The sequence below is a fragment of the Arcicella sp. GW822-FHT02H01 genome, assembly GCF_058802005.1.
In genome coordinates this window covers 3,638,545-3,658,450 of record NZ_JBXANT010000001.1, presented here as the reverse complement: position 1 = coordinate 3,658,450, position 19,906 = coordinate 3,638,545, and the positions used below count along the sequence as shown (strand labels likewise).

19 protein-coding genes are annotated in these 19,906 nt (G+C 34.6%); 11 read left to right on the top strand and 8 right to left on the bottom strand.

Annotation, left to right across the window (positions count from 1 at the left end):
- The first annotated feature begins 58 nt into the window (after window positions 1-58).
- From atpB to AC1RNE_RS15245, 5 genes are all read left to right on the top strand, one after another.
- On the top strand, window positions 59-1,138 hold the full coding sequence (gene atpB, locus AC1RNE_RS15265) for a F0F1 ATP synthase subunit A (RefSeq protein WP_492801952.1): 1,080 nt from the start codon (window positions 59-61) through the stop codon (window positions 1,136-1,138).
- 51 nt (window positions 1,139-1,189) lie between these two features.
- Window positions 1,190-1,435, top strand: a complete 246-nt coding sequence (gene atpE, locus AC1RNE_RS15260; protein ID WP_184129022.1) for an ATP synthase F0 subunit C — start codon at window positions 1,190-1,192, stop codon at window positions 1,433-1,435.
- Between the two features lie 226 nt (window positions 1,436-1,661).
- Complete coding sequence (gene atpF, locus AC1RNE_RS15255) at window positions 1,662-2,156, top strand: F0F1 ATP synthase subunit B (RefSeq protein ID WP_492801950.1); 495 nt, start codon at window positions 1,662-1,664, stop codon at window positions 2,154-2,156.
- 82 nt (window positions 2,157-2,238) lie between these two features.
- Window positions 2,239-2,778, top strand: a complete 540-nt coding sequence (gene atpH / locus AC1RNE_RS15250) for an ATP synthase F1 subunit delta (RefSeq protein WP_492801948.1) — start codon at window positions 2,239-2,241, stop codon at window positions 2,776-2,778.
- 84 nt (window positions 2,779-2,862) lie between these two features.
- The gene (locus AC1RNE_RS15245) at window positions 2,863-3,936 is read left to right on the top strand and encodes a CHC2 zinc finger domain-containing protein (RefSeq protein ID WP_492801946.1); all 1,074 of its coding nucleotides are present in this window, start codon (window positions 2,863-2,865) and stop codon (window positions 3,934-3,936) included.
- A gap of 80 nt (window positions 3,937-4,016) precedes the next feature.
- On the opposite strand, the gene gyrB is transcribed toward AC1RNE_RS15245, so the two are convergent.
- The 5 genes from gyrB to AC1RNE_RS15220 form a co-directional block, all read right to left on the bottom strand.
- Complete coding sequence (gene gyrB, locus AC1RNE_RS15240; protein ID WP_492801945.1) at window positions 4,017-5,984, bottom strand: DNA topoisomerase (ATP-hydrolyzing) subunit B; 1,968 nt, start codon at window positions 5,982-5,984, stop codon at window positions 4,017-4,019.
- A gap of 347 nt (window positions 5,985-6,331) precedes the next feature.
- Window positions 6,332-7,852, bottom strand: coding sequence for a bifunctional phosphoribosylaminoimidazolecarboxamide formyltransferase/IMP cyclohydrolase (purH, locus tag AC1RNE_RS15235; protein WP_492801943.1), 1,521 nt, complete (start codon window positions 7,850-7,852; stop codon window positions 6,332-6,334).
- Between the two features lie 213 nt (window positions 7,853-8,065).
- The gene (locus tag AC1RNE_RS15230; RefSeq protein ID WP_492801941.1) at window positions 8,066-9,862 is read right to left on the bottom strand and encodes a D-alanine--D-alanine ligase; all 1,797 of its coding nucleotides are present in this window, start codon (window positions 9,860-9,862) and stop codon (window positions 8,066-8,068) included.
- Between the two features lie 199 nt (window positions 9,863-10,061).
- On the bottom strand, window positions 10,062-10,313 hold the full coding sequence (locus AC1RNE_RS15225; RefSeq protein ID WP_492801939.1) for a NifU family protein: 252 nt from the start codon (window positions 10,311-10,313) through the stop codon (window positions 10,062-10,064).
- 75 nt (window positions 10,314-10,388) lie between these two features.
- Window positions 10,389-11,492 carry an Mrp/NBP35 family ATP-binding protein gene (locus AC1RNE_RS15220; RefSeq protein ID WP_492801938.1) on the bottom strand — a complete coding sequence of 368 codons (1,104 nt, stop codon included), beginning with the start codon at window positions 11,490-11,492 and terminating at the stop codon, window positions 10,389-10,391.
- Between the two features lie 397 nt (window positions 11,493-11,889).
- Between AC1RNE_RS15220 and AC1RNE_RS15215 the strand changes: the two genes are divergently transcribed.
- The 4 genes from AC1RNE_RS15215 to AC1RNE_RS15200 all read left to right on the top strand — a co-directional run bounded on the left by AC1RNE_RS15215 (window position 11,890) and on the right by AC1RNE_RS15200 (window position 15,942).
- Window positions 11,890-12,915 (top strand): sensor histidine kinase, encoded by a 1,026-nt coding sequence (locus tag AC1RNE_RS15215; RefSeq protein WP_492801936.1) that lies wholly within the window; start codon window positions 11,890-11,892, stop codon window positions 12,913-12,915.
- A 137-nt stretch (window positions 12,916-13,052) separates the two neighbouring features.
- Window positions 13,053-13,949 carry a sensor histidine kinase gene (locus tag AC1RNE_RS15210; protein WP_492801934.1) on the top strand — a complete coding sequence of 299 codons (897 nt, stop codon included), beginning with the start codon at window positions 13,053-13,055 and terminating at the stop codon, window positions 13,947-13,949.
- Between the two features lie 532 nt (window positions 13,950-14,481).
- The gene (locus AC1RNE_RS15205; protein ID WP_492801933.1) at window positions 14,482-15,225 is read left to right on the top strand and encodes a LytR/AlgR family response regulator transcription factor; all 744 of its coding nucleotides are present in this window, start codon (window positions 14,482-14,484) and stop codon (window positions 15,223-15,225) included.
- 90 nt (window positions 15,226-15,315) lie between these two features.
- On the top strand, window positions 15,316-15,942 hold the full coding sequence (locus AC1RNE_RS15200; protein WP_492801932.1) for a uridine kinase family protein: 627 nt from the start codon (window positions 15,316-15,318) through the stop codon (window positions 15,940-15,942).
- A 232-nt stretch (window positions 15,943-16,174) separates the two neighbouring features.
- Here the strand turns inward: AC1RNE_RS15200 and AC1RNE_RS15195 are convergent, their stop codons facing one another.
- Both AC1RNE_RS15195 and AC1RNE_RS15190 read right to left on the bottom strand, forming a co-directional pair.
- The gene (locus AC1RNE_RS15195) at window positions 16,175-16,966 is read right to left on the bottom strand and encodes an IS110 family transposase (RefSeq protein WP_492803654.1); all 792 of its coding nucleotides are present in this window, start codon (window positions 16,964-16,966) and stop codon (window positions 16,175-16,177) included.
- A gap of 38 nt (window positions 16,967-17,004) precedes the next feature.
- Window positions 17,005-17,253 (bottom strand): hypothetical protein, encoded by a 249-nt coding sequence (locus AC1RNE_RS15190; protein ID WP_492801931.1) that lies wholly within the window; start codon window positions 17,251-17,253, stop codon window positions 17,005-17,007.
- Window positions 17,254-17,602: 349 nt separating this feature from the next.
- Between AC1RNE_RS15190 and AC1RNE_RS15185 the strand changes: the two genes are divergently transcribed.
- Entirely contained in the window at window positions 17,603-18,295 is a 693-nt protein-coding gene (locus tag AC1RNE_RS15185; RefSeq protein WP_492801930.1) for an SMI1/KNR4 family protein, read from the top strand.
- Window positions 18,296-18,404: 109 nt separating this feature from the next.
- Window positions 18,405-19,076, top strand: a complete 672-nt coding sequence (locus AC1RNE_RS15180; protein WP_492801929.1) for an XAC2610-related protein — start codon at window positions 18,405-18,407, stop codon at window positions 19,074-19,076.
- A 227-nt stretch (window positions 19,077-19,303) separates the two neighbouring features.
- Here AC1RNE_RS15180 and AC1RNE_RS15175 read toward each other — a convergent pair whose 3' ends face one another.
- Window positions 19,304-19,795, bottom strand: coding sequence for a gamma carbonic anhydrase family protein (locus AC1RNE_RS15175; protein WP_492801928.1), 492 nt, complete (start codon window positions 19,793-19,795; stop codon window positions 19,304-19,306).
- Between the last annotated feature and the right edge of the window lie 111 nt (window positions 19,796-19,906).

Here is a 19,906-nt window from a genome sequence, read left to right as displayed (position 1 = left end):
AGTAAAGATTATTATTAAGAATATTCAAAAAACAACCATATACTTCCAAGAAGCCGTGATGAAGAAAGTGTATTTTTCAAATATTTTAGCTTTTTTATTTTTGTTCTCTTCAGTAACTTTTGCTCAGCATGAGCATAGTGCTGATACAACAGCTACGCCTACTACTGAAACTAGCACAGAAGCCGTAGAAGGCAAGCATGAAGAAAGTCATGGCGAAGCGAAATTCGAGCCAGGTAAACTTATCCTTGAACACATCGGTGACGAACACGAATGGCACTTTGCTACTATTGGACATTCACATGTTTCAATCCCTTTACCTTGTATCGTTTTTAACAAAGGTGGAGTAAAGGTATTCTCTTCAAGTAAGTTCAAAAATGAACACCATGAGCTTGTTTCTTACGAAGGACTAAAATTAGAACATCACCATATTGTTGCCGAAGATGGTTCTCCAGTTTTTGATTTTTCAATCACTAAAAACGTAGCATCATTATTATTAAGCGCTGTGCTTTTATTGACTATTTTCTTCTCAGTAGCCAAAGGTTATAAAGAACGTGAAGGAAAAGCGCCGAAAGGATTACAGTCGTTATTAGAACCAATCATCATTTTTGTTCGTGACGAAATCGCAAAAAATAACATTGGTGAAAAACATTACAGACGCTTTACGCCATACTTATTAACATTGTTTTTCTTTATCTGGATTAACAACCTTTTAGGATTATTACCAGGTGGTGCCAACTTAACTGGTAACATCGCAGTAACATTAGTTTTAGCAGTAATTGCTTTCTTTGTAACTAACCTTAACGGAAGAAGTACTTATTGGGGACACATCTTTGCTATGCCGGGCGTACCGAAATGGTTATTGATATTGTTAACACCCGTAGAAGTTATCGGTTTGTTCATGAAACCTTTCTCTTTAATGGTTCGTCTTTTTGCTAACATCAGTGCAGGACACATCATTTTATTGAGCTTAATTTCATTAATTTTTATCTTTGAAAGTATCGCAATTAGCCCAATCATCGTTGGTTTCTCTATTTTCATGAACCTTATCGAATTATTGGTAGCTTTATTACAAGCATATATCTTCACTATGTTGACATCAACTTATATTGGTTCAGCTGTTGAAGAGCACCATCATTAATATTTTTTCAAACGTTTTTCAAATTAATTTAACAAATAAACAATTACAATTATGTCACTTTTGTCAATCTTAGGAGAAGTTTCTTTAGGTTTAGGTCTTGCTGGTTTAGGTGCTGGTGTTGCAGCTATCGGTGCTGGTTTAGGTATTGGTCGTATCGGTGGTTCTGCAATGGAAGCTATCGCTCGTCAACCTGAAGCTTCTGGAAAAATCCAAGGTGCTATGTTGATCGTTGCAGCATTCGTTGAAGCCGTAGCTCTTTTCGCAGCGGTAATCTGTTTGTTGGTAACATTGAAGTAATTCAAGACCAACTGATTAGTATTCATATCTGAAAAAATTAGTTTTTTGGTAGCTGAATCTTAATCAAAAGCAAAATTTGAAAATCAGCAAGTAAAGCATTAGGCTATTGCTGATTTTCATCTTAAAAAATATCAAATGTGCACTATACATTCTCTAAGTCAGAAAGTTAGTTTACGTTTTTAGAAAGCATTCATAGAAATTTTCACATACAAAATCACAGACAACGATGGATTTAATTACCCCTGGTCTTGGTCTAATAGTTTGGCAATTAGTAATTTTTGGTCTTTTGTTTTTCTTGTTATCAAAATTTGCTTGGAAACCAATCATGGCATCTTTACAAGAAAGAGAACAATCAATTGAAGATGCTCTTTCTTTAGCAGCAAAAACTCGTCAAGAAATGGCGGAATTGAAAGCTGGTAACGAAAAACTAATCGCAGAAGCACGTGCTGAGCGTGACAGAGTTTTAAAAGAAGCTAAAGAAGCTAGCGAAGCAATGATTGTACAAGCTAGAGCTGAAGCTCAGAAAGCTGGTGCAGAAGAAATTGAGAAAGCTCGTGCTGCCTTCAACCAAGAGAAAGTAAGTGCTGTGGCTTCATTAAGAAAAGAGGCTGCTACTTTATCACTTGAAATTGCAGAAAAAGTATTACGTACTCAGTTAGCTGACCGTGCTGCTCAAGAAGCTTTGGTAAATACTTTGTTAGCTGATGCTAAATTAAACTAATATCGATTAGTTGATATTACGATTTGAATAAAGAAGGAGGATACTTATTATCTAAATTCAACATCAAAAATCCAAAATTAAAATGTCCCAGCAAACCGTTGCATTCAGATATGCCAAATCTTTGCTTGATTTGGCGATAGAAAAAAACGTTGAAGCTCAGGTATATGAAGACATGAAACTCTTCAACCAAGTCTGCGACGAAAACCATCAGTTTTACTTACTGTTGAAAAATCCTATCGTATCTCACTATCATAAATTGACGATACTTAGAAAAATTTTCAAAGGTAAAGTACATGATTCAACGATGTCTATTTTTGAAATTATTACTCAAAAAAATCGTGAATCAGTATTAAAACTAATTGCTGAAGATTACCTTATTCAATATGAATTATACAAAGGTATTCAGAAAGCTTATGTTACTACAGCTACTCCACTGACAGAAGCACAAAAAGCTGAATTCCAGCAGATTGTTGCTAATACAACTGGAAAAGATGTAGAAATCATTGAGAAAATTGAAGAAGATTTGATTGGTGGATATATCCTTCAAGTAAACGATCGTCAGATTGATACTTCTGTAAAATCAAAACTTAATGAATTGAAAATGAGATTTAGTAATAACTAATTATCATTGATAAATATATTAACTAAGAGCCCGTTAGAACTTATTCTTACGGGTTTTTTGTTTTAAAAAAGAATCATATTTCTCATGAACATTTTAGACGAGCTTAACCAAATATCTATTTTGCAAATAGCAGAAGATTTAGGACTTGACGTTAAGCGACAGCGGATGATTTGTCCATTTCATGATGACGATACGCCATCGTTGGTGCTATATCCACATACCAATAGTTTTTATTGTTTTGGTTGTGCCAAAACTGGCAATAGCATTAGTTTGTATTCAGAAATCAAGAAAATGGATATAAAATCTACCATTCAAGAAATGGCAGTAGAATATATTCCAGGTTTTGAAAAGCATTCAACATACACCAAGAAAAAACTACCTACTAGCAATTTGTTTGATGTTGCCGCCATCAGACGAGTACAAGAAAAAGAAAAGCCAACCGAAGAAATACATTCTCAGATTTATGAAGCTTTTCGTAATTTTTGTTTGCAACAAAAATCAAATGAATTGTCTCAATCAGCTCTTGCATATTTAAAACATCGTGGGTTTACTGATAAAACCATTAAAGATTTTAATCTGTTTGTCATTAAAGATTATACCGAAGTAACTTGGTATTTAAAACAACATTTCGCAACCCTCGACCTACAAGAATCAGGGCTATATAATACAAAAAACAACCTTATTTTTTACGCCCATTCATTAATCATTCCTTATTATCGCGAAGGTCGAATTGTTTATTTACAAGGCCGTGTGGTTGATAAACCTATTGAAGGTACGAATCGATATTGTTTTTTGAATAATAAGCCTTTAACGCTCTTTAATGCCGATACATTAAAGAAAACTAGAACAGGCGAAACGGTATATATTACAGAAGGAGCTTTCGACTGTATGCGATTGGTGCAGGAAGGCAAAACAGCAGTTAGTTTAGGAACAGCTAATATCTTCAAAAAAGAATGGGCAAAATTATTTAAAAGAGTGAACGTAGTTTTTTATTTAGATAACGACAAAGCAGGTCATAAGGCAGCAGAGGAATTAGAGAAGATTTTTACACATTTTAATATCTCTTGTACTAGAAAAAATCTTCCAGATGAATATAAAGATGTAAATGATTATTATACTGGAAAATTGGGGAGTAATGAGCAGTTGGGAATGTTTTAAATCGAATTTTCTATTATAAAACAAAAACCGAGATTCTCTTCAAAAGGAATCTCGGTTTTATATTTTCTAACAAAGAATAACTATACGTCAATCTTAGCATATTTTGCATTTTTCTCAATAAACTCACGACGTGGTGGAACTTCATCACCCATCAACATTGAGAATAAATGATCAGCTTCAACAGCAGACTCAATCGTTACTTGTTTCAAAGTACGTGTATCTGGATTCATCGTAGTTTCCCACAATTGTTCAGCATTCATCTCTCCAAGACCTTTGTAACGTTGTACTCCTACTGAATCTTCTTTCCCATTACCTGCAATGCGTTTGATAGCTTGCTCACGTTGTGTTTCTGTCCAGCAATATTCCATTTGCTGTCCTTTCTTCACTTGGTATAATGGTGGTTGTGCGATATAGATATAGCCTTTATCAAGTAAATCTTTCATGTAACGGAAGAAGAAAGTTAAAATCAAGGTTCTGATGTGAGAACCATCAACATCGGCATCCGTCATGATGATTACTTTATGGTAACGTAATTTTTCAGTATTCAAGGCTCTTTCGTCTCCATCTCTACCAAAACTTACACCCAAAGCCGTAATCATATTCTTGATTTCTTCACTTTCGTAAATCTTATATTCTTGGGCTTTTTCTACGTTCAAGATTTTACCTCTTAGTGGTAAAATTGCTTGAAATGCACGGTTACGACCTTGTTTGGCTGTACCCCCTGCTGAGTCCCCTTCTACTAAATATAATTCACAGATATGTGGGTCATTGTCAGAACAGTCAGCTAGTTTACCTGGCAAAGAGTTTCCACCTAATACTGTTTTACGCTGAACCATCTCACGAGCTTTACGAGCTGCATGACGAGCCTGAGCCGCCAATACTACTTTAGCCACAATCTGACGAGCTTCTTTCGGGTGTTCTTCTAACCACGACTCTAACATATCAGACATCGCCGCCGAAACCGCTCCTGATACTTCACCATTCCCTAATTTGGTTTTGGTTTGTCCTTCAAATTGAGGTTCGGCTACTTTTACAGAGATAACAGCAGTTAACCCCTCACGGAAGTCATCACCAACAATATCAATTTTTAGTTTATCTAAAGCACCCGATTTGTCAGCATAATTTTTCAAAGTACGTGTTAAAGCACCACGGAAACCAGCCACGTGTGTACCACCTTCAATCGTATTGATGTTGTTTACATACGACACTACGTTTTCAGTATATGAAGTATTGTACATCATCGCTACTTGCACAGGAACGCCATTTTTGTCACCCTCCATATAGATAGGCGCTTCAATGATTTTATCTCGGCTTGCATCCAAATACAATACAAATTCACTTAAACCTCCTTCTGAGAAGAATAAATCGCCTTTAGGAGTACCATTTTCATCTAAATCACGAAGGTCGGTCAAACTAATTTGAATACCAGCGTTCAAGAACGACAATTCACGCAAACGACCAGCTACTGTTTCATATTTATATTCAGTTACCGTGAATATAGTAGCATCAGGCTTGAATGTAACGGTTGTACCTGTACGGTCTGTTTCACCTACTTCTTTTACAGGGTATTGTGGAACACCAATTTTATATTCTTGTTGGAAGATTTTTCCATCGCGATTTACGGTTACTTTTAAGTCAGTTGAAAGAGCATTCACACAAGAAACCCCTACACCGTGTAAGCCACCTGATACTTTATAAGTATCTTTATCAAATTTACCTCCTGCGTGAAGAACCGTCATTACAACCTCTAAAGCTGACTTTTTCTCTTTAGTGTGCATTCCTGTAGGAATACCACGGCCATTATCTTCAACGGTAATTGAATTATCAGTATTGATAGTTACTTTAATCGAATCGCAATGACCTGCTAAGGCTTCATCTATTGAGTTATCAACAACTTCCCAAATTAAGTGGTGGAGACCTTTAAATCCAGTGTCCCCAATGTACATGGATGGACGTTTTCTTACTGCCTCAAGGCCTTCAAGTACCTGAATGTTATCGGCATCATAATTAGCTCTACTATTTTCTTCTAGTTCCTGATATTCTGACATATTTTATTTGATTTTGGAAGGTTGATTTTGGATGTCATCAATATTTTATATACTAAACGACAAAACCCTCACTTCCATTTTCATTTATATTTTTTGAAGATTTTTGTAACGTGTTGTTTAATCCGCCCAATTTGCTTTATTTCCAATTAAAAAGTAAAAATACAAAAAACCTATCAAATCATCTAACGTTTGTTGATTTTTGCGTAGAATTTGGGCTAAAAAACAGGCTTTTTTACAGAATTGATGAAATGAAATTTTAGTATAGATTTTATAAACTAAAATAATGTAAAAAACCTCGCTCAAAACATGAACGAGGTCTTATAAAAATTATATTAAAAGGCTGATTCTTAGTGCTTGAAGTGCCTAACACCTGTCATTACCATAGCCAAGTCATTAGCGTCGCAATAAGCTACTGAATCTTTGTCTTTAATCGACCCTCCTGGCTGAACAACCGCAGTAATACCAGCTTTATGAGCAATCTCCACACAGTCTGGGAATGGGAAGAAAGCATCAGAAGCCATTACAGAACCTTGCAAATCAAAACCAAACTCAGCAGCTTTATCAATGGCTTGTTTTAAAGCATCTACTCTTGAAGTTTGTCCAACTCCAGAAGCCAATAACTGTCCTTCTCTTGCTAAAATAATAGTGTTAGATTTAGTATGCTTACAGATTTTCAAAGCAAATTCCAACGCACGTAATTCTGAATCAGTCGGTGCTTTGGTCGTTACGGTTTTAAAATCAGCAACGGTTTCGGTAGCTAAATCTTTATCTTGTTCCAATACACCATTCAATAATGTTTTGAACATCATTGTTGAATTTTGTACAGGTTTGCGTTTTAATAAAATACGATTTTTCTTAGACTTCAATATTACCAAAGCTTCTTCAGTAAAATCCGGAGCAATCAAAATCTCGAAAAATAATGAATTCATTTCTTCAGCTGATGCTTTATCTACTGTTCCATTAGTAGCCAATACTCCACCAAATGCAGAAATAGTATCACAAGAAAAAGCATTCAAATATGCTTGATGAACCGTTTCAGCAGACGCTACGCCACAAGCATTGGTATGTTTGATGATAACGAAAGATGTTTCTTTGAATTCATCTAACAAAGTAATGCAAGCATCTACGTCGACAAGGTTATTATACGATAATTCTTTACCGTGCAATTTATCAAACAATGCTTCTAAGTCACCATAGAAAGTAGCCGATTGATGTGGGTTTTCACCATAACGAAGCGTACTTTGTGGTAAAGATTTGAAATCGTAAATATCATTAGTATTACCATTAAAATAAGTATGAATGGCAGTATCGTAATGAGAAGATGTACCAAAAGCCAACATCGCAAAACGTTTACGATCTAATAAATCTGTACTACAGTTTTTAGCTTCTAAAATAGAAAGTACTTCTGCGTATTGAGTACGAGACGAAACAATCAACACATCATTGAAGTTTTTAGCAGCACCACGGATTAGTGAAATACCACCGATATCAATCTTTTCGATGATATCATCTTCAGATGCGCCACTTGCAACTGTTTCTTCAAAAGGATATAAATCAACAATCACTAAATCGATTGAAGGAATTTCGTATTGTGCCGCTGTAGCTACGTCACCTTCATGGTCACGACGATAAAGAATACCACCGAAAACTTTTGGGTGAAGGGTTTTTACTCTTCCTCCAAAAATAGAAGGATAACTTGTCAGGTCTTCTACTGCTGTCACAGGAATACCTAATTCTTCAATAAAAGTTTGCGTACCACCTGTCGAGTATAATTTTACTCCATTTTGATGAAGTAATTCGACAATCGGAGCGAGTCCGTCTTTGTAATAAACCGAAATAAGAGCTGATTGTATTTTTTTGGAAGACATGATTTTGGGATTCTGAGCAACAGGAACTTACCCATTAACTCAAAGATTGTTCAAACGAAGGTACAAAATTAATAGATTTTGTATTTTTCATAGTATTTTCCTTCAATTTTATCAGAATACAATGATTATTTTTAGATTATTTTCTTGCTAATAGCATAAAAGCCAGTGAAAATTTCATTCTCTGGCTTTTGGTACATCTTTATAAATTGACTTTTACAAATAAACAGGTAAATCAATTGCAATATCAGTTGTACAAATAGATGTTAAATCTACTATTTCATGCAATTTCTCTCTACTAATTGCTTCTACTGTTCCTACTAGTTTTCCAGTATAATGCAATGTGATTTTTTCCGCACTTTTTCTGGTGTCAACAATCAATGGGTGAATTGAGCCATCTAGTGCTTTATTTATATCTTCAGCAAATTCTTTAAACATCAAATTGGTTGGTAACAAGTATAGTTCTTCGCTAAGGTGGTTTTCACCTGTTACAAAAACTGGTACTGGATAATATTCCGTTGAAGCCGACAAGGTAGCATACACTTTTCTGGCTTTTACAAAACTTTCTTCTTGCTCTTCTGCCGAGAACCCTCCGAAAATAATCGCTACTTTCTGTCTATCTTCCATCTCTTCAAGACGCTTAGCAATTGCAGTATCGAGTTTAGTTAATAACTGCTGAAACTTAAACGTATTTTTCCCTGTACGCATTCTTTCGCGAATTGACTGGCGAATGAAATATGTAATAGAATCGGTTACGTTCAAACCAATTTCGGCCATTTGCTTAAAGATAATAGACGTTGGCGACATCCCCGGAATGGTGTTTGGGTCGTGCAAAAGCACTTTACCTTCTGGCGTAACAAAACCATCTATACGCGTACACACACCAAACTTTAGTGAATCAAATGCTTTTTTTACATCCGCTTGTACTTGTTGATTATTTTCTAAAGATGTTCTAATCGGGATTTTCTTGCGAGTAGCCGACGATTGATATTTGGCTTTAAAGTCAAATACCTCCACATTGGCTACAATTTCAGTCGGTGGTAAAGCCACAGACTCACAGTCTGGATTTTGAATAACGCCACAACTAAACTCTTGCCCTTTTACAAAACCTTCAATCAAAACGGCATCTTCTGAATTCATCGAAATCAAGGCTACATTTTCCTGTGAGTTTTCAAAATGTGCAGTAATTTTTGCTAATAGTTCAACTGGATGATACACCACTTCTCCATTCATCGAAACGGGCAAACCGATACCTTCATCTAAATTCGCCATCGTCTGTACGAAGGCTGTATGCTCAGTACAATTCCATTCATCTAAAGAAACCTCTCTGATAAACAAGCATTGTTTAACGGCTTTCACAAAATCCTCAACAGAATCTTTTTTCACAAAAGCTACTCCGATGGATGAACCCTGATGTGGGGCTTTAACTACAAACGGTAAACCTACTGATGCCTTTACTTCTTCAAACAGTACTGTAGCATCTTTGCTTTCAAAATATTCACGGCTGATGCTTGTCGTTTTTTTATCTAATCCGACAGACAAACGAATTAAATCGTTCTGTGCAATTTTATCAATTCCTATCGACGAGCCCATCAAACTTGGCCCTGAATAAGGAACACCATACCATTCTAATAATCCTTGGATACTTCCGTCTTCGCAAGCTGGACCGTGCATCGCGATAAAAACAAAATCAAATTTCTTTGAAAACTGCTCTGGGCTAATTCGCTCACCAACTTTCGAAATTATTTCATTCAATGCTTCATCAGATAATTGCCCTAAAGATTCAACATAAATACTGTAATCTCCTTGATATGACTTTGGTGGATAGAAATCCCGAATCGAAGCAGAATAGACTAAATCAGGATTTAGTAAAATAAAATTTCCTAACCCATCCACAAATACAGGAATTGGTTCAAACAACGTTTTATCAATATTTTCCATTGCGGTTTTACCTCCAGCAAAACTGATTTCACGCTCACGGGCAGGACCGCCAAAGAAGATGCCTATTTTCATAAAAGGGAATTAATTTTTGATGTTGATATGGATGAAATAAAAAATGGGAAATGGTATAGTAGTAAATCAAGAGATATCACCTAAAACCGAAAGCTGATGACTGTATCCCAATAGTCTACACCATAAGCAAAGGTAAGAAAAAACCCTTGTAGCATTACATGCTACAAGGGTTTTTGATTTATTGAGAATTCATATTGAATTACATATTTACGGCTTCTACCTTGATAATTTCGGGTATTTCACGCAAAATTGTTTCTTCAATACCTCCGCGAAATGTCATGGCAGACATCGAACATGAACTACATGCACCTATTAATTCAAGACGAAGCGTATTGCCATTAACTATTTCAAGGACACGTACATTTCCTCCATCTGCTTCGAGATACGGACGGATTTTATCTAAGGCTTTTTCTATTTTTTCCTGTAAAGGATGTTCGAATGTTGTTTCCATAAAATATATCACACAAATTAAGAATACTTCATTTGCGTTTTAATGGTAATAATTATCTCAAATATACAAGAAAAACTACACTTTTACTTGTACTGGAGTAGTCTTTTCTTTTGTTGCATTTCTGATAGCCACTTGCTGAGCCAACAATTCTGCCGATTGCTTAAAAGCAGTGGCAATAATGCTGTCACTCATGACTGCTGGTCTACCTTCATCACCTGCTTCTCTGATACTTTGTACCAAAGGAATTTCGCCTAATAATGCTGTTTCGTATTTAATCGCTAGGTTCTTGCCGCCATCTTTTCCGAAAATATAATATTTATTATCTGGCAATTCTTCAGGCGTAAAGTAGGCCATATTTTCTATAACGCCCAACACGGGTACATTAATTTGTGGCTGGCGGAAAAACATCAATCCTTTCGTAGCATCAGCCAATGCTACCTTCTGTGGTGTTGTTACAATTACCGCACCAGTTACTGGTACAAGTTGCACCAATGAAAGGTGAATATCAGAAGTTCCCGGAGGGAGGTCAATCAATAAATAATCTAACTCGCCCCAATGGGTATCACTAAAAAACTGACGCAACGCTTGCGTAGCCATTGGTCCACGCCAAGGCACTGGATTATCTTGTGGAGCCAGAAAGCCCATCGAAATCATTTTGATGCCATATTGCATAATTGGCTGAATCATGTTTTTACCATTAATCTGACTCACCAAAGGTTGCATGTCCTCTGCACCAAACATAACAGGAATAGAAGGTCCCGAAATATCAGCATCAATAATTCCAACTTTAGCTCCTGAAAGTTTAAGCGCCATCGCCAAGTTGGCTGTTACTGTAGATTTTCCTACTCCTCCTTTTCCAGAAGCAATTGCAATGATATTTTTGACATTAGGTAACAATGCTGTTCCCATTCTTGAAGAGGTAACATCGGCCGTCATGTCAATTACTACACTTAGGTTTTCATCCACATGCTCATGGATAGCTTCAACGCATTCTCTACGAATTCTTTCCTTTAATGGGCAAGCAGGAGTTGTTAATACTACTGTAAAACGAACCTCACCAATACCTAATTCAATGTCTTTAATCATATTGAGCGTAACCAAATCTTTCTTTAAATCTGGTTCTTGTACCGTTGATAACGCCCTAATGATGTCCTCTTTTTTTATTTTTAAATCGCCCATTCTTATGTGTTAAAGGTTACGCTTTTTCAAAAAATCAGTCCATTTAACTTTTGAAAATCCTTTATTAAATCATATAAACACTTCTAATAAAACTGAACGACAAAGATAACTCAGAAGTTCGGAATTGAGAGATGTGAAATTAAAAAAGGTGAATTCATTATAAAATAGTTGCCTGTAAATCCCTCCACATTCTGTAATTAAGCTACTTTCTCTGACAGATTATTCTTTCATCAAAAATATCCCCTTAATGAATGTTCTATCTTAAAAAGATTTTTTGAAATAACATTTTCAAACTGACATAAAGCTGATTCAGCATTATAATATACCATTTCATGCAAAAACAACCCAATCAAAGCCTATTCCTAGGTAAATTTGAAATGAAAAGGAGCGTAATTGAATGAGAAAAACAAGTAGCCATATTATTTTTTGGATAGCTTATGCTTTCTACTTTTTTTTATCTGGATTCATTACCATACCTCAAAAATTTGCTCAGTCACACGACATGATGCAAAATGTTGTTATCTCAGTCTCGGAAATAATTATTTGCTTTTACTTACTGATTCACCGCATTCTTCCCCATACATTACCAACCAAAAAATATAGAACACTGTTTTTTTTATTAATTACGTTAGCCACATTATCTTCATTGGGGAATGCTTTTTTTGTTTATCTTTATAATCCCTTCATCACTAATAACACATTTAGTTTTTATAAATCCTGTACGGTTGGGTTAAATAACTTTTACTTATCAATACATTTTGCCTTAGCTTATTGGTTTGCTACTAATTTCGTTCAGAATGTAAGAGAACAAAGCAAAGCTGAATTACAAAAAAGTATCCTTGAAAAATCAATTTTAGAAGCCGAGCTTTCATCACTCAAGAACCAAATCAATCCTCATTTTTTTTATAATTCTTTGAATTTTCTGTACGCTCAGGCGCTACCAGTATCAAGAAGGCTCTCGGATTCGGTCATGTTGTTATCTGAAATGATGCGATATACCATCAAAGAAAACGACGATGAAGGCAAAGTGCCGCTAGAACAAGAAATAAAATATATACAAAACTATTTTGCCATTCAGCAAATGCAGTTTGGTGAAAAACTTCAGATTCAGGTAGACATCATTGGAAATATCAATTACAGGCGTATTCATCCTTTAACGCTAAGTCCATTCATAGAAAATGCCCTAAAAAATGGAGAGTTAAATAGTACTGAACGTCCGATAAAAGTATTAATTGAGACACAGGAAAATGATTTATTTTTAACCATTATCTATTTAAGAAGAAAAGAAGTAAATGAAAGTGAAGTATATGATGATTTGATAGAAATACGAAGGAGGCTTTACATTATATATTTTAATAATCACGTCGTCAAATTTGAACATTCAGAACATATTCATAAAATCTTCCTGAAATTAAGTTTATGAATTCTATTAAAATAAAGTACCACTACTACTATTGGATATTAGATTTTTTGTTTCATAGCATTATACATTATTCAAATTTCGACACACAAATCAACCTTGTTAGTTTCGGAATTATCCTTTATAATATTCTACTTAAAATGGCAACTTTTTACCTGTCATTAAAAGTAATTTTTCCTTTTTTACTAGACAAGAAAAAGCCTATACTGCTAAGTATCATCATTTTTTTATCCATTTTTTTAATTGCGAACCTAGGTGTATGGATTGATAAAACATTAATGCCTATCACTGAAGCCAACATTCATGTAACTCCTTTTTGGAGTATCAATGTGATGGTGAGGTCATGGTATTTAATGATTATGATTCCTACAGCATTTGTATATTGGTATGCTGAAAAAACAATCATTCAAGAAAAAAAACAGCAAGAAATAGCCAAACAAACAAGTGAGCTAGAGAAAATTATCGTGAGGTCAGAACTTTCGAGCATCAAGAATCAAATAAATCCAGAATTTCTATTCAATACCCTAAACTTTTTCTATTTCCAAGCCAAGACCCATTCCAGTAATCTTTCGAGGGCAATAACCTTGCTTTCTGAGATGATGAGCTATACCCTTCATGATAATTATCAAGTAGAAAAAGTGCCTTTGGCATCTGAACTAAAGCATATTCAAAATTATATCGAGATTCAGCAGCTACGTTATGATAATCGTTTACAAATAATTTTGACCGTTCTTGGTGACCTCTCGGATAAACAAATCATGCCTTTGATTTTAATTACTTTCGTTGAAAATGCTTTCAAGCATGGAGAGTTGAATAATAACCTGAAACCTCTAAAAATTACAGTAAACGTTGACAAAGATGAATTGCGGTTTATGACTCATAATTATAAACGCCAAGGACCAATAGAAATTCAATCAGGAAAAATAGGACTTGAAAATACTAAAAAAAGACTTCAATTAGGCTACGCTGGATGCCATCAATTAGACATCATCGATGACCCTCATTTTTATCAAGTAAATCTTTTTATTAAGCTGTAACCGAAGGCTATCGGCACCTTATAAAACACAAAAGGCACATCATAAAGACGAGCCTTTCATTTCATTGATTAGATGAAAACTAGGTGAATATAATAGGCAGACCATCTACTAGAATGACGTTTACGCATAGAACTTATAAGTTCAAATTTTATTCTTATCAATTGATTGCAAAAATTATTTACACCAACTCCTCTTAAAAAATGACGAACTACTTCTTTTCAAGGGTAAACTCAATTATCAGTATTTTGCAGTTTTTTATCCTCATTATCAAGCACTACAATCTAGATTACAATCTGTAATTTTGTATTGAAAAACGCATAAAGTGGCTTAAATAGCCTTTAAAAGCTAATCTGACACTTTGTAAGAAAAACTCAATAATTGATAGTAAAAATAATTTATTTACCATGCTTTCACATCGCTTTATACGGTTGTAAAAACTTAAAATAATTATCCAAAATTGAATTAACATCCAACGGAATTCATCTTAACTAACCTAACAGATGAATTTTTACACCCTTGAATGAGCACCATTATGAGTATAAATTGTTTAATAATTGATGATGAGCAAGCTGCAATTGATATTCTAACAAGTTATATCAAAAACATTCCTTACTTAAATCTTGTAGCAACTAGTATTGATCCACTAGAAGCACTAGATATTGTCAATACTCAAAAAATAGATTTAGTTTTTATTGATATTCAAATGCCTGAGCTTTCAGGAATTAGTTTTATAAAACTTGTAAAAGGCAAATGCAAGTTTATTCTTACTACTGCTTACAGACAATACGCCATCGAAGGTTTTGATAATAATGCTATTGATTATCTGATAAAACCCATTGCTTTTGAACGTTTTTTACAGGCTTTACAAAAAGTTCAGATTCCACAGTTATCGGTCAGTCAGCCTCAGGAAAGCACCAATAATCCACTCAATCCAGACAATTTTATTTTTGTAAAAACTGACAATAGAATCCAAAGAATAAATCTTTCTGAAATACTTTTTATTGAAGGCTTGGGAAATTATGTGACGATTCATACTGAAAAAGGGAAATTTATCACTCTTTTGAATGTTAAAGACCTTGAAGAATCTTTACCTTCAGAAAGTTTCGCACGTGTGCATCGTTCTTATATTATTTCCTTGAGTAAAATAGAATTTATTGAAGGAAATCAGATTTATTTAGACAAAGACCTTAATATTCCGCTGGGCGATACTTACAAAAATCAGGTATGGGCCATCCTCGATGGTAAAATTATTACAGGAAAAAGACCTCCTTTTTAAGATTGAAAAAGAAAAGAGTCAGAATTAAAATACAAGTTGTAACAATCTTTCCGACCTTTGCTAAAATTTTTCAACGACTTTAATCATTTTATGAGACCAGACCAACGACCATTTATCGTAGGCATCACCGGAGGCAGTGCTTCGGGTAAAACATTATTTCTCAATCAATTACTTCATTCTTTTTCAAAAGATGAAATTTGTTTGATTTCACAAGATAATTATTACAAAAACAGACACGAGCAAGTTATCGATAAACATGGCTACATCAATTTTGATGAACCCGAATCGTTAGAGTTACATCAGTATGCACTTGATGTTGAAACGATTCGTTCTGGTCAATCTTTCCAACGGAAAGAATACACCTTTAATAATCCAGATATCGTTCCACAAATAATTACATTTCAACCAAAGCCAATTATCGTGGTTGAGGGTTTGTTCGTTTTTTACTTCAAGGAAATTGCGGATTTATTAGATTTAAAAATCTTTGTGGATGCCAAAAGCAAAATCAGACTGGATAGAAGAATCAGGCGTGATGCCGCCGAAAGAGGATACGGTGAAAAAGAAGATGTAATGTATCGTTGGGATAATCACGTTGAGCCAGCTTTCAAAAAATATGTAAAGCCTTATCGTAAAACATCTGATATTGTTATTCCAAACAATACTCACTTCGAAAAAGGACTTGAAATTTTGGTGGGATATTTAAGAAGTAAAATATAGACGCTTTTAGGGACGCAAAATGGCTAATGTTGTAAATAGCATTAGCCATTTTTTTATAAATGTCTGGTCTTAGGCTCTCCTAAGACCTAAAACATAGAAGAGCGTCTCGCTCGAAATTAGCTATACATTTTCAATTTTCAAGTCTTCGGTGACACATTTTATCATTCCAAAATCTTAGAACGAGGTACTGTCTGAAAAAACTAATTTTTGAATATAATTATTTTTATATTTGCTACTCTTGAAGGAGAAGTTCTTGAACTTCATCCAGTGTAGCCTCGTTCATCGAGGCTACTTTATTTGGATTATACTTTTCATTCTTTTTCCAAAGGGAAAAAATAAGCACTAAAATTTTTCTTTGAACCGCAACATAGCCTTTCATTTTCATATTAGTTCGTTCATAAACACGTTCAAAAAGATTTGTAAAGGGTTGTTGTTGAAATCTTACTACATTAAAAGCTGGTAAATGTAGAATCTTTCTAATTCGAGAATTCCCTTGTTTTGAGATGGCTCTTTTACCAATAAATTTACCTGATTGCCGTTCCGTTACATCATAACCCGCATAAGAAGTTACTTGTCTTTGGTTGTCAAAAAACTCAAATCCATTTGTTTCAGCAACGATGGTGGCTATTGTAAGAGTACCTACTCCTTGAATGGGTGAAACTAAGGCAAATTTTTCTTTTAAAAAAGGATCTTTTTCAATAACGACATCAATTTGTTTTTTAATGGCAACAAGTTTAGTTTCCATTAATTCGACTAATTCATAAAGGTCTTTTAACACTAATTTGTCATGATGGTGGCTGCTTTCGATAGCATGAATTTGATTATTATAAACTGTTTTTTGTTCTTGTAAATTAGAATAATGACGAGTTAATGCCTTTAACTCCTCTATTTGAGGGCTTATGGGTTTCCAAACATCAAGATTTTGTTCGGCAGCCATTTGGGCTAAACCTTTGGCATCAATGGTGTCATTTTTACTTTTTAGACCAAGACTCTTAAAGTAGTGCTTGGCTTTTTTAGGTAAAATAATGGTTACATGACAGCCTAAATGATGGAGAAACCATGCTAAATTTTCGTGGTAAACCCCAGACTATGCGTCCCAGTAGCTTCCATCAGGTAAACAATAGGAATATCCTCATCTTTACGATGATTTTTAACCCATTGTGCAAGCTCTTGAAAACATTTTGACTGATTAGCAAAACTACGACTTGCTTTAATTGTTACTTTTTGTAACGTGTCAATTACGGATAAACAAACATGGAAACTGTCTTTGGAAACATCTAGTCCAACGGCATACTTTAAGAATTTACTCATGACGATAAGGATTTGAATTGATTGAAAACCAGCTCTTCAAATCAGACAACTTTTTATCGTTTTTGCTCATTAATACAGGATAATAAACAGCGCTATTTCCTTGTGTACTTAGTCCTAACGCTGAAAAGAAAATAAAAGGAGACTTGGCTCGAATGACTATATCGTTACTTGTAAGAACGTGTTTGCGTGACGCTCAGGATACTCCTTTTACTCTGTTTGAAGATCATTGTAAAAATTGTACTTTTTTATGAGACTTCAAATTTCTTGCAAGATATGAGCGTGACGCTCTTTGCTATTTTGGGTCGTAGAAGAGACTACGACGAGTCAAGCACAACCTTGTATATCAATCATGAACGAACAAATAAATAGCATAAAAAACAAACTTGAACAACTAAAACAGTTGGACAAGAATTATAGATTGTTTGGTGCAAATAAGCATAAATATAAACTCAACCCAGCAATTTCATTAGACAAAATCCGACAATTTGAATCAGCTCACAAAGTAAAATTACCAACTGATTATGTTGAGTTCTTGACAAATATTGGGAATGGTGGTGCAGGGCCATTTTATGGGCTTGAACCAATAGAGGACTCTTTGTTTGATGATTTTCACTATAAAAGACCCGACTCATTACTTAATCCAAGTAAACCTTTTTTACATTCAGAGCCTTGGAATTTAAAATTTCAGCCATCTGTTGACGCGGATGAAAATGAAGAAGAATATCAACATGAACTTAATAAATTTGAAGATAAGTATTCTGACAATGAACAAATGAATGGTGTACTTGCAATTTGCAATTATGGATGTGCAGTTAGTTTAAATTTAGTCGTAAATGGGAAAGAGTATGGTCACATTTGGACAGATGATAGAGGTAGTGGAAATGGCATTTATCCTTCCTACGAACTTGGCAATGAAGACACTATTACTTTTTTGAATTGGTATGAGTTATGGCTTGATAACTCTATAATCGAAGCCACCATTCAAGCACAACACGAACAAGCAAACAAATTATTAAAAAAATCTTGGTGGAAACTATGGTAGTTTTTCTGTTGTTTTTGTCTCCTACTGATTTTAGGAAATACTACGATTAGTTGAACGATACAACAATTACTATAAAATTTTCACAAATTAGCGAGTCTTAGGCAATTTTATGACACAACGATTCCAAGTAATATCAACTATTTATTTAATGATAACTTCCTTTCAGTTATTTGCTCAAAAAAGTAGGTCGCTTCATATTGCTTCAACAATCTATTCTCAACAGGTTGTGACAATTCAAGGAAAAATATATAGTGGTTTCTTGACATCAAACGGATTTCAATTACTAAACTCAAAAAATGAAATCTATTTGACACATTTAGCTGATTATTTTACTTGGAAATTTAAAGACTTTAACAAAGATGGATATAAAGACATTTATTTAGACAAAGGTGGTAATACTCCAGAAAGATTTGATCTTTTACTTTATGTTCCGTCAGCAAAGTTATTTAGACAAGTAAAAGATTTTGAATATTTCCCAGCTCCTGAAAACATACACGGGACAAAGTATTTTTACTCCTATCATAGAAGTGGTTGTGCTGACATGAATTGGGACAGCGACTTATTTTATATAAAAGACTTTAAGGCAATAAAAATCGCAAATATAGCTGGAAGAGAATGTGAGAACAGCGGAATAAAAGATGGTCTTTTTATCAACAAGCTTAGTGGAGGGAAAAAATTTCTATTTAAAACATTACCCATTGATGTAGTTCATAAATTCAAAGATGGTAAATGGGGATTTATAAAAAAGTACTGGATTGAAAACTACAAGTTCTTCTTATGACAAAAAAAGGTCTCTACTAGTCTTGGTTGTCCGAATACATAAAACACAGAAGAGCGTCTCGCTCGAAATTAGTTATACCTTTCTAAGTCTTCGGTGATACATTTTATCATTTCCAAATCTTAGAACGAGCGAGACGCTCTTCTGCGTTTTGGGTCGTAGGAAAACTTACGACCAGTCGAGACCAGTCGGTTATAAAAATCTCACTGCTTAAATCTCAAAGCTAATAACTACTCCATCAAAGGAAACTCTCCAGCCTGATGCCTCTTTGCCATTTCTACATAATGTAAAGCACTTAAAGGTAGTTTTTGTGCTTGCTCAGGAGAGATTTGTTTAACCACTTTTGCTGGTATACCCACTACCAAAGAATAATCTGGTATTTCCATTCCCTCTGGCACTAACGCATTCGCTCCAATGATGCAATATTTACCAATCTTAGCCTTATTTAATACGGTAGCTCGCATCCCTATCAGGGAAAAATCACCAATTGTTGCTCCATGAACGATGGCTCCGTGTCCTATTGTCACATCATTTCCAATAATCGTTGGGTCGCCTAGGTCAGCATGCAACACCGCAGTATCTTGAATATTTGAGCGGTCTCCGATATGAATGGCCTCTACATCTGCCCTAATGACAGCACCATACCACACTGAAACATCTTTGCCAAACGTAACCTGCCCCATTACAGAAGTATTGGCTGCAAAAAATGGTTTATTTTCCATAAAAAATCGATTAAAGTCGTTAAAACAAAGTTAAGCAAATCGTAAGCAATGAGTATAAGCAGAAACAAAATCTATTTAATAAAGGATAAAACTATAGTTTTTGAGTGCTAT

Coding starts and splice junctions, on each gene's coding strand:
- atpH (WP_492801948.1), top strand. CDS start 2,239: ATGTCCCAGCAAACCGTTGCATTCAGATATGCCAAATCTTTGCTTGAT.
- gyrB (WP_492801945.1), bottom strand. CDS start 5,984: ATGTCAGAATATCAGGAACTAGAAGAAAATAGTAGAGCTAATTATGAT.
- AC1RNE_RS15175 (WP_492801928.1), bottom strand. CDS start 19,795: ATGGAAAATAAACCATTTTTTGCAGCCAATACTTCTGTAATGGGGCAG.
- AC1RNE_RS15190 (WP_492801931.1), bottom strand. CDS start 17,253: ATGAGTAAATTCTTAAAGTATGCCGTTGGACTAGATGTTTCCAAAGAC.
- AC1RNE_RS15230 (WP_492801941.1), bottom strand. CDS start 9,862: ATGAAAATAGGCATCTTCTTTGGCGGTCCTGCCCGTGAGCGTGAAATC.
- AC1RNE_RS15180 (WP_492801929.1), top strand. CDS start 18,405: ATGACACAACGATTCCAAGTAATATCAACTATTTATTTAATGATAACT.
- AC1RNE_RS15210 (WP_492801934.1), top strand. CDS start 13,053: ATGGCAACTTTTTACCTGTCATTAAAAGTAATTTTTCCTTTTTTACTA.
- atpF (WP_492801950.1), top strand. CDS start 1,662: ATGGATTTAATTACCCCTGGTCTTGGTCTAATAGTTTGGCAATTAGTA.
- purH (WP_492801943.1), bottom strand. CDS start 7,852: ATGTCTTCCAAAAAAATACAATCAGCTCTTATTTCGGTTTATTACAAA.
- AC1RNE_RS15205 (WP_492801933.1), top strand. CDS start 14,482: ATGAGTATAAATTGTTTAATAATTGATGATGAGCAAGCTGCAATTGAT.
- AC1RNE_RS15220 (WP_492801938.1), bottom strand. CDS start 11,492: ATGGGCGATTTAAAAATAAAAAAAGAGGACATCATTAGGGCGTTATCA.
- AC1RNE_RS15215 (WP_492801936.1), top strand. CDS start 11,890: ATGAGAAAAACAAGTAGCCATATTATTTTTTGGATAGCTTATGCTTTC.
- atpB (WP_492801952.1), top strand. CDS start 59: ATGAAGAAAGTGTATTTTTCAAATATTTTAGCTTTTTTATTTTTGTTC.
- AC1RNE_RS15245 (WP_492801946.1), top strand. CDS start 2,863: ATGAACATTTTAGACGAGCTTAACCAAATATCTATTTTGCAAATAGCA.
- AC1RNE_RS15200 (WP_492801932.1), top strand. CDS start 15,316: ATGAGACCAGACCAACGACCATTTATCGTAGGCATCACCGGAGGCAGT.
- AC1RNE_RS15185 (WP_492801930.1), top strand. CDS start 17,603: ATGAACGAACAAATAAATAGCATAAAAAACAAACTTGAACAACTAAAA.
- AC1RNE_RS15225 (WP_492801939.1), bottom strand. CDS start 10,313: ATGGAAACAACATTCGAACATCCTTTACAGGAAAAAATAGAAAAAGCC.
- atpE (WP_184129022.1), top strand. CDS start 1,190: ATGTCACTTTTGTCAATCTTAGGAGAAGTTTCTTTAGGTTTAGGTCTT.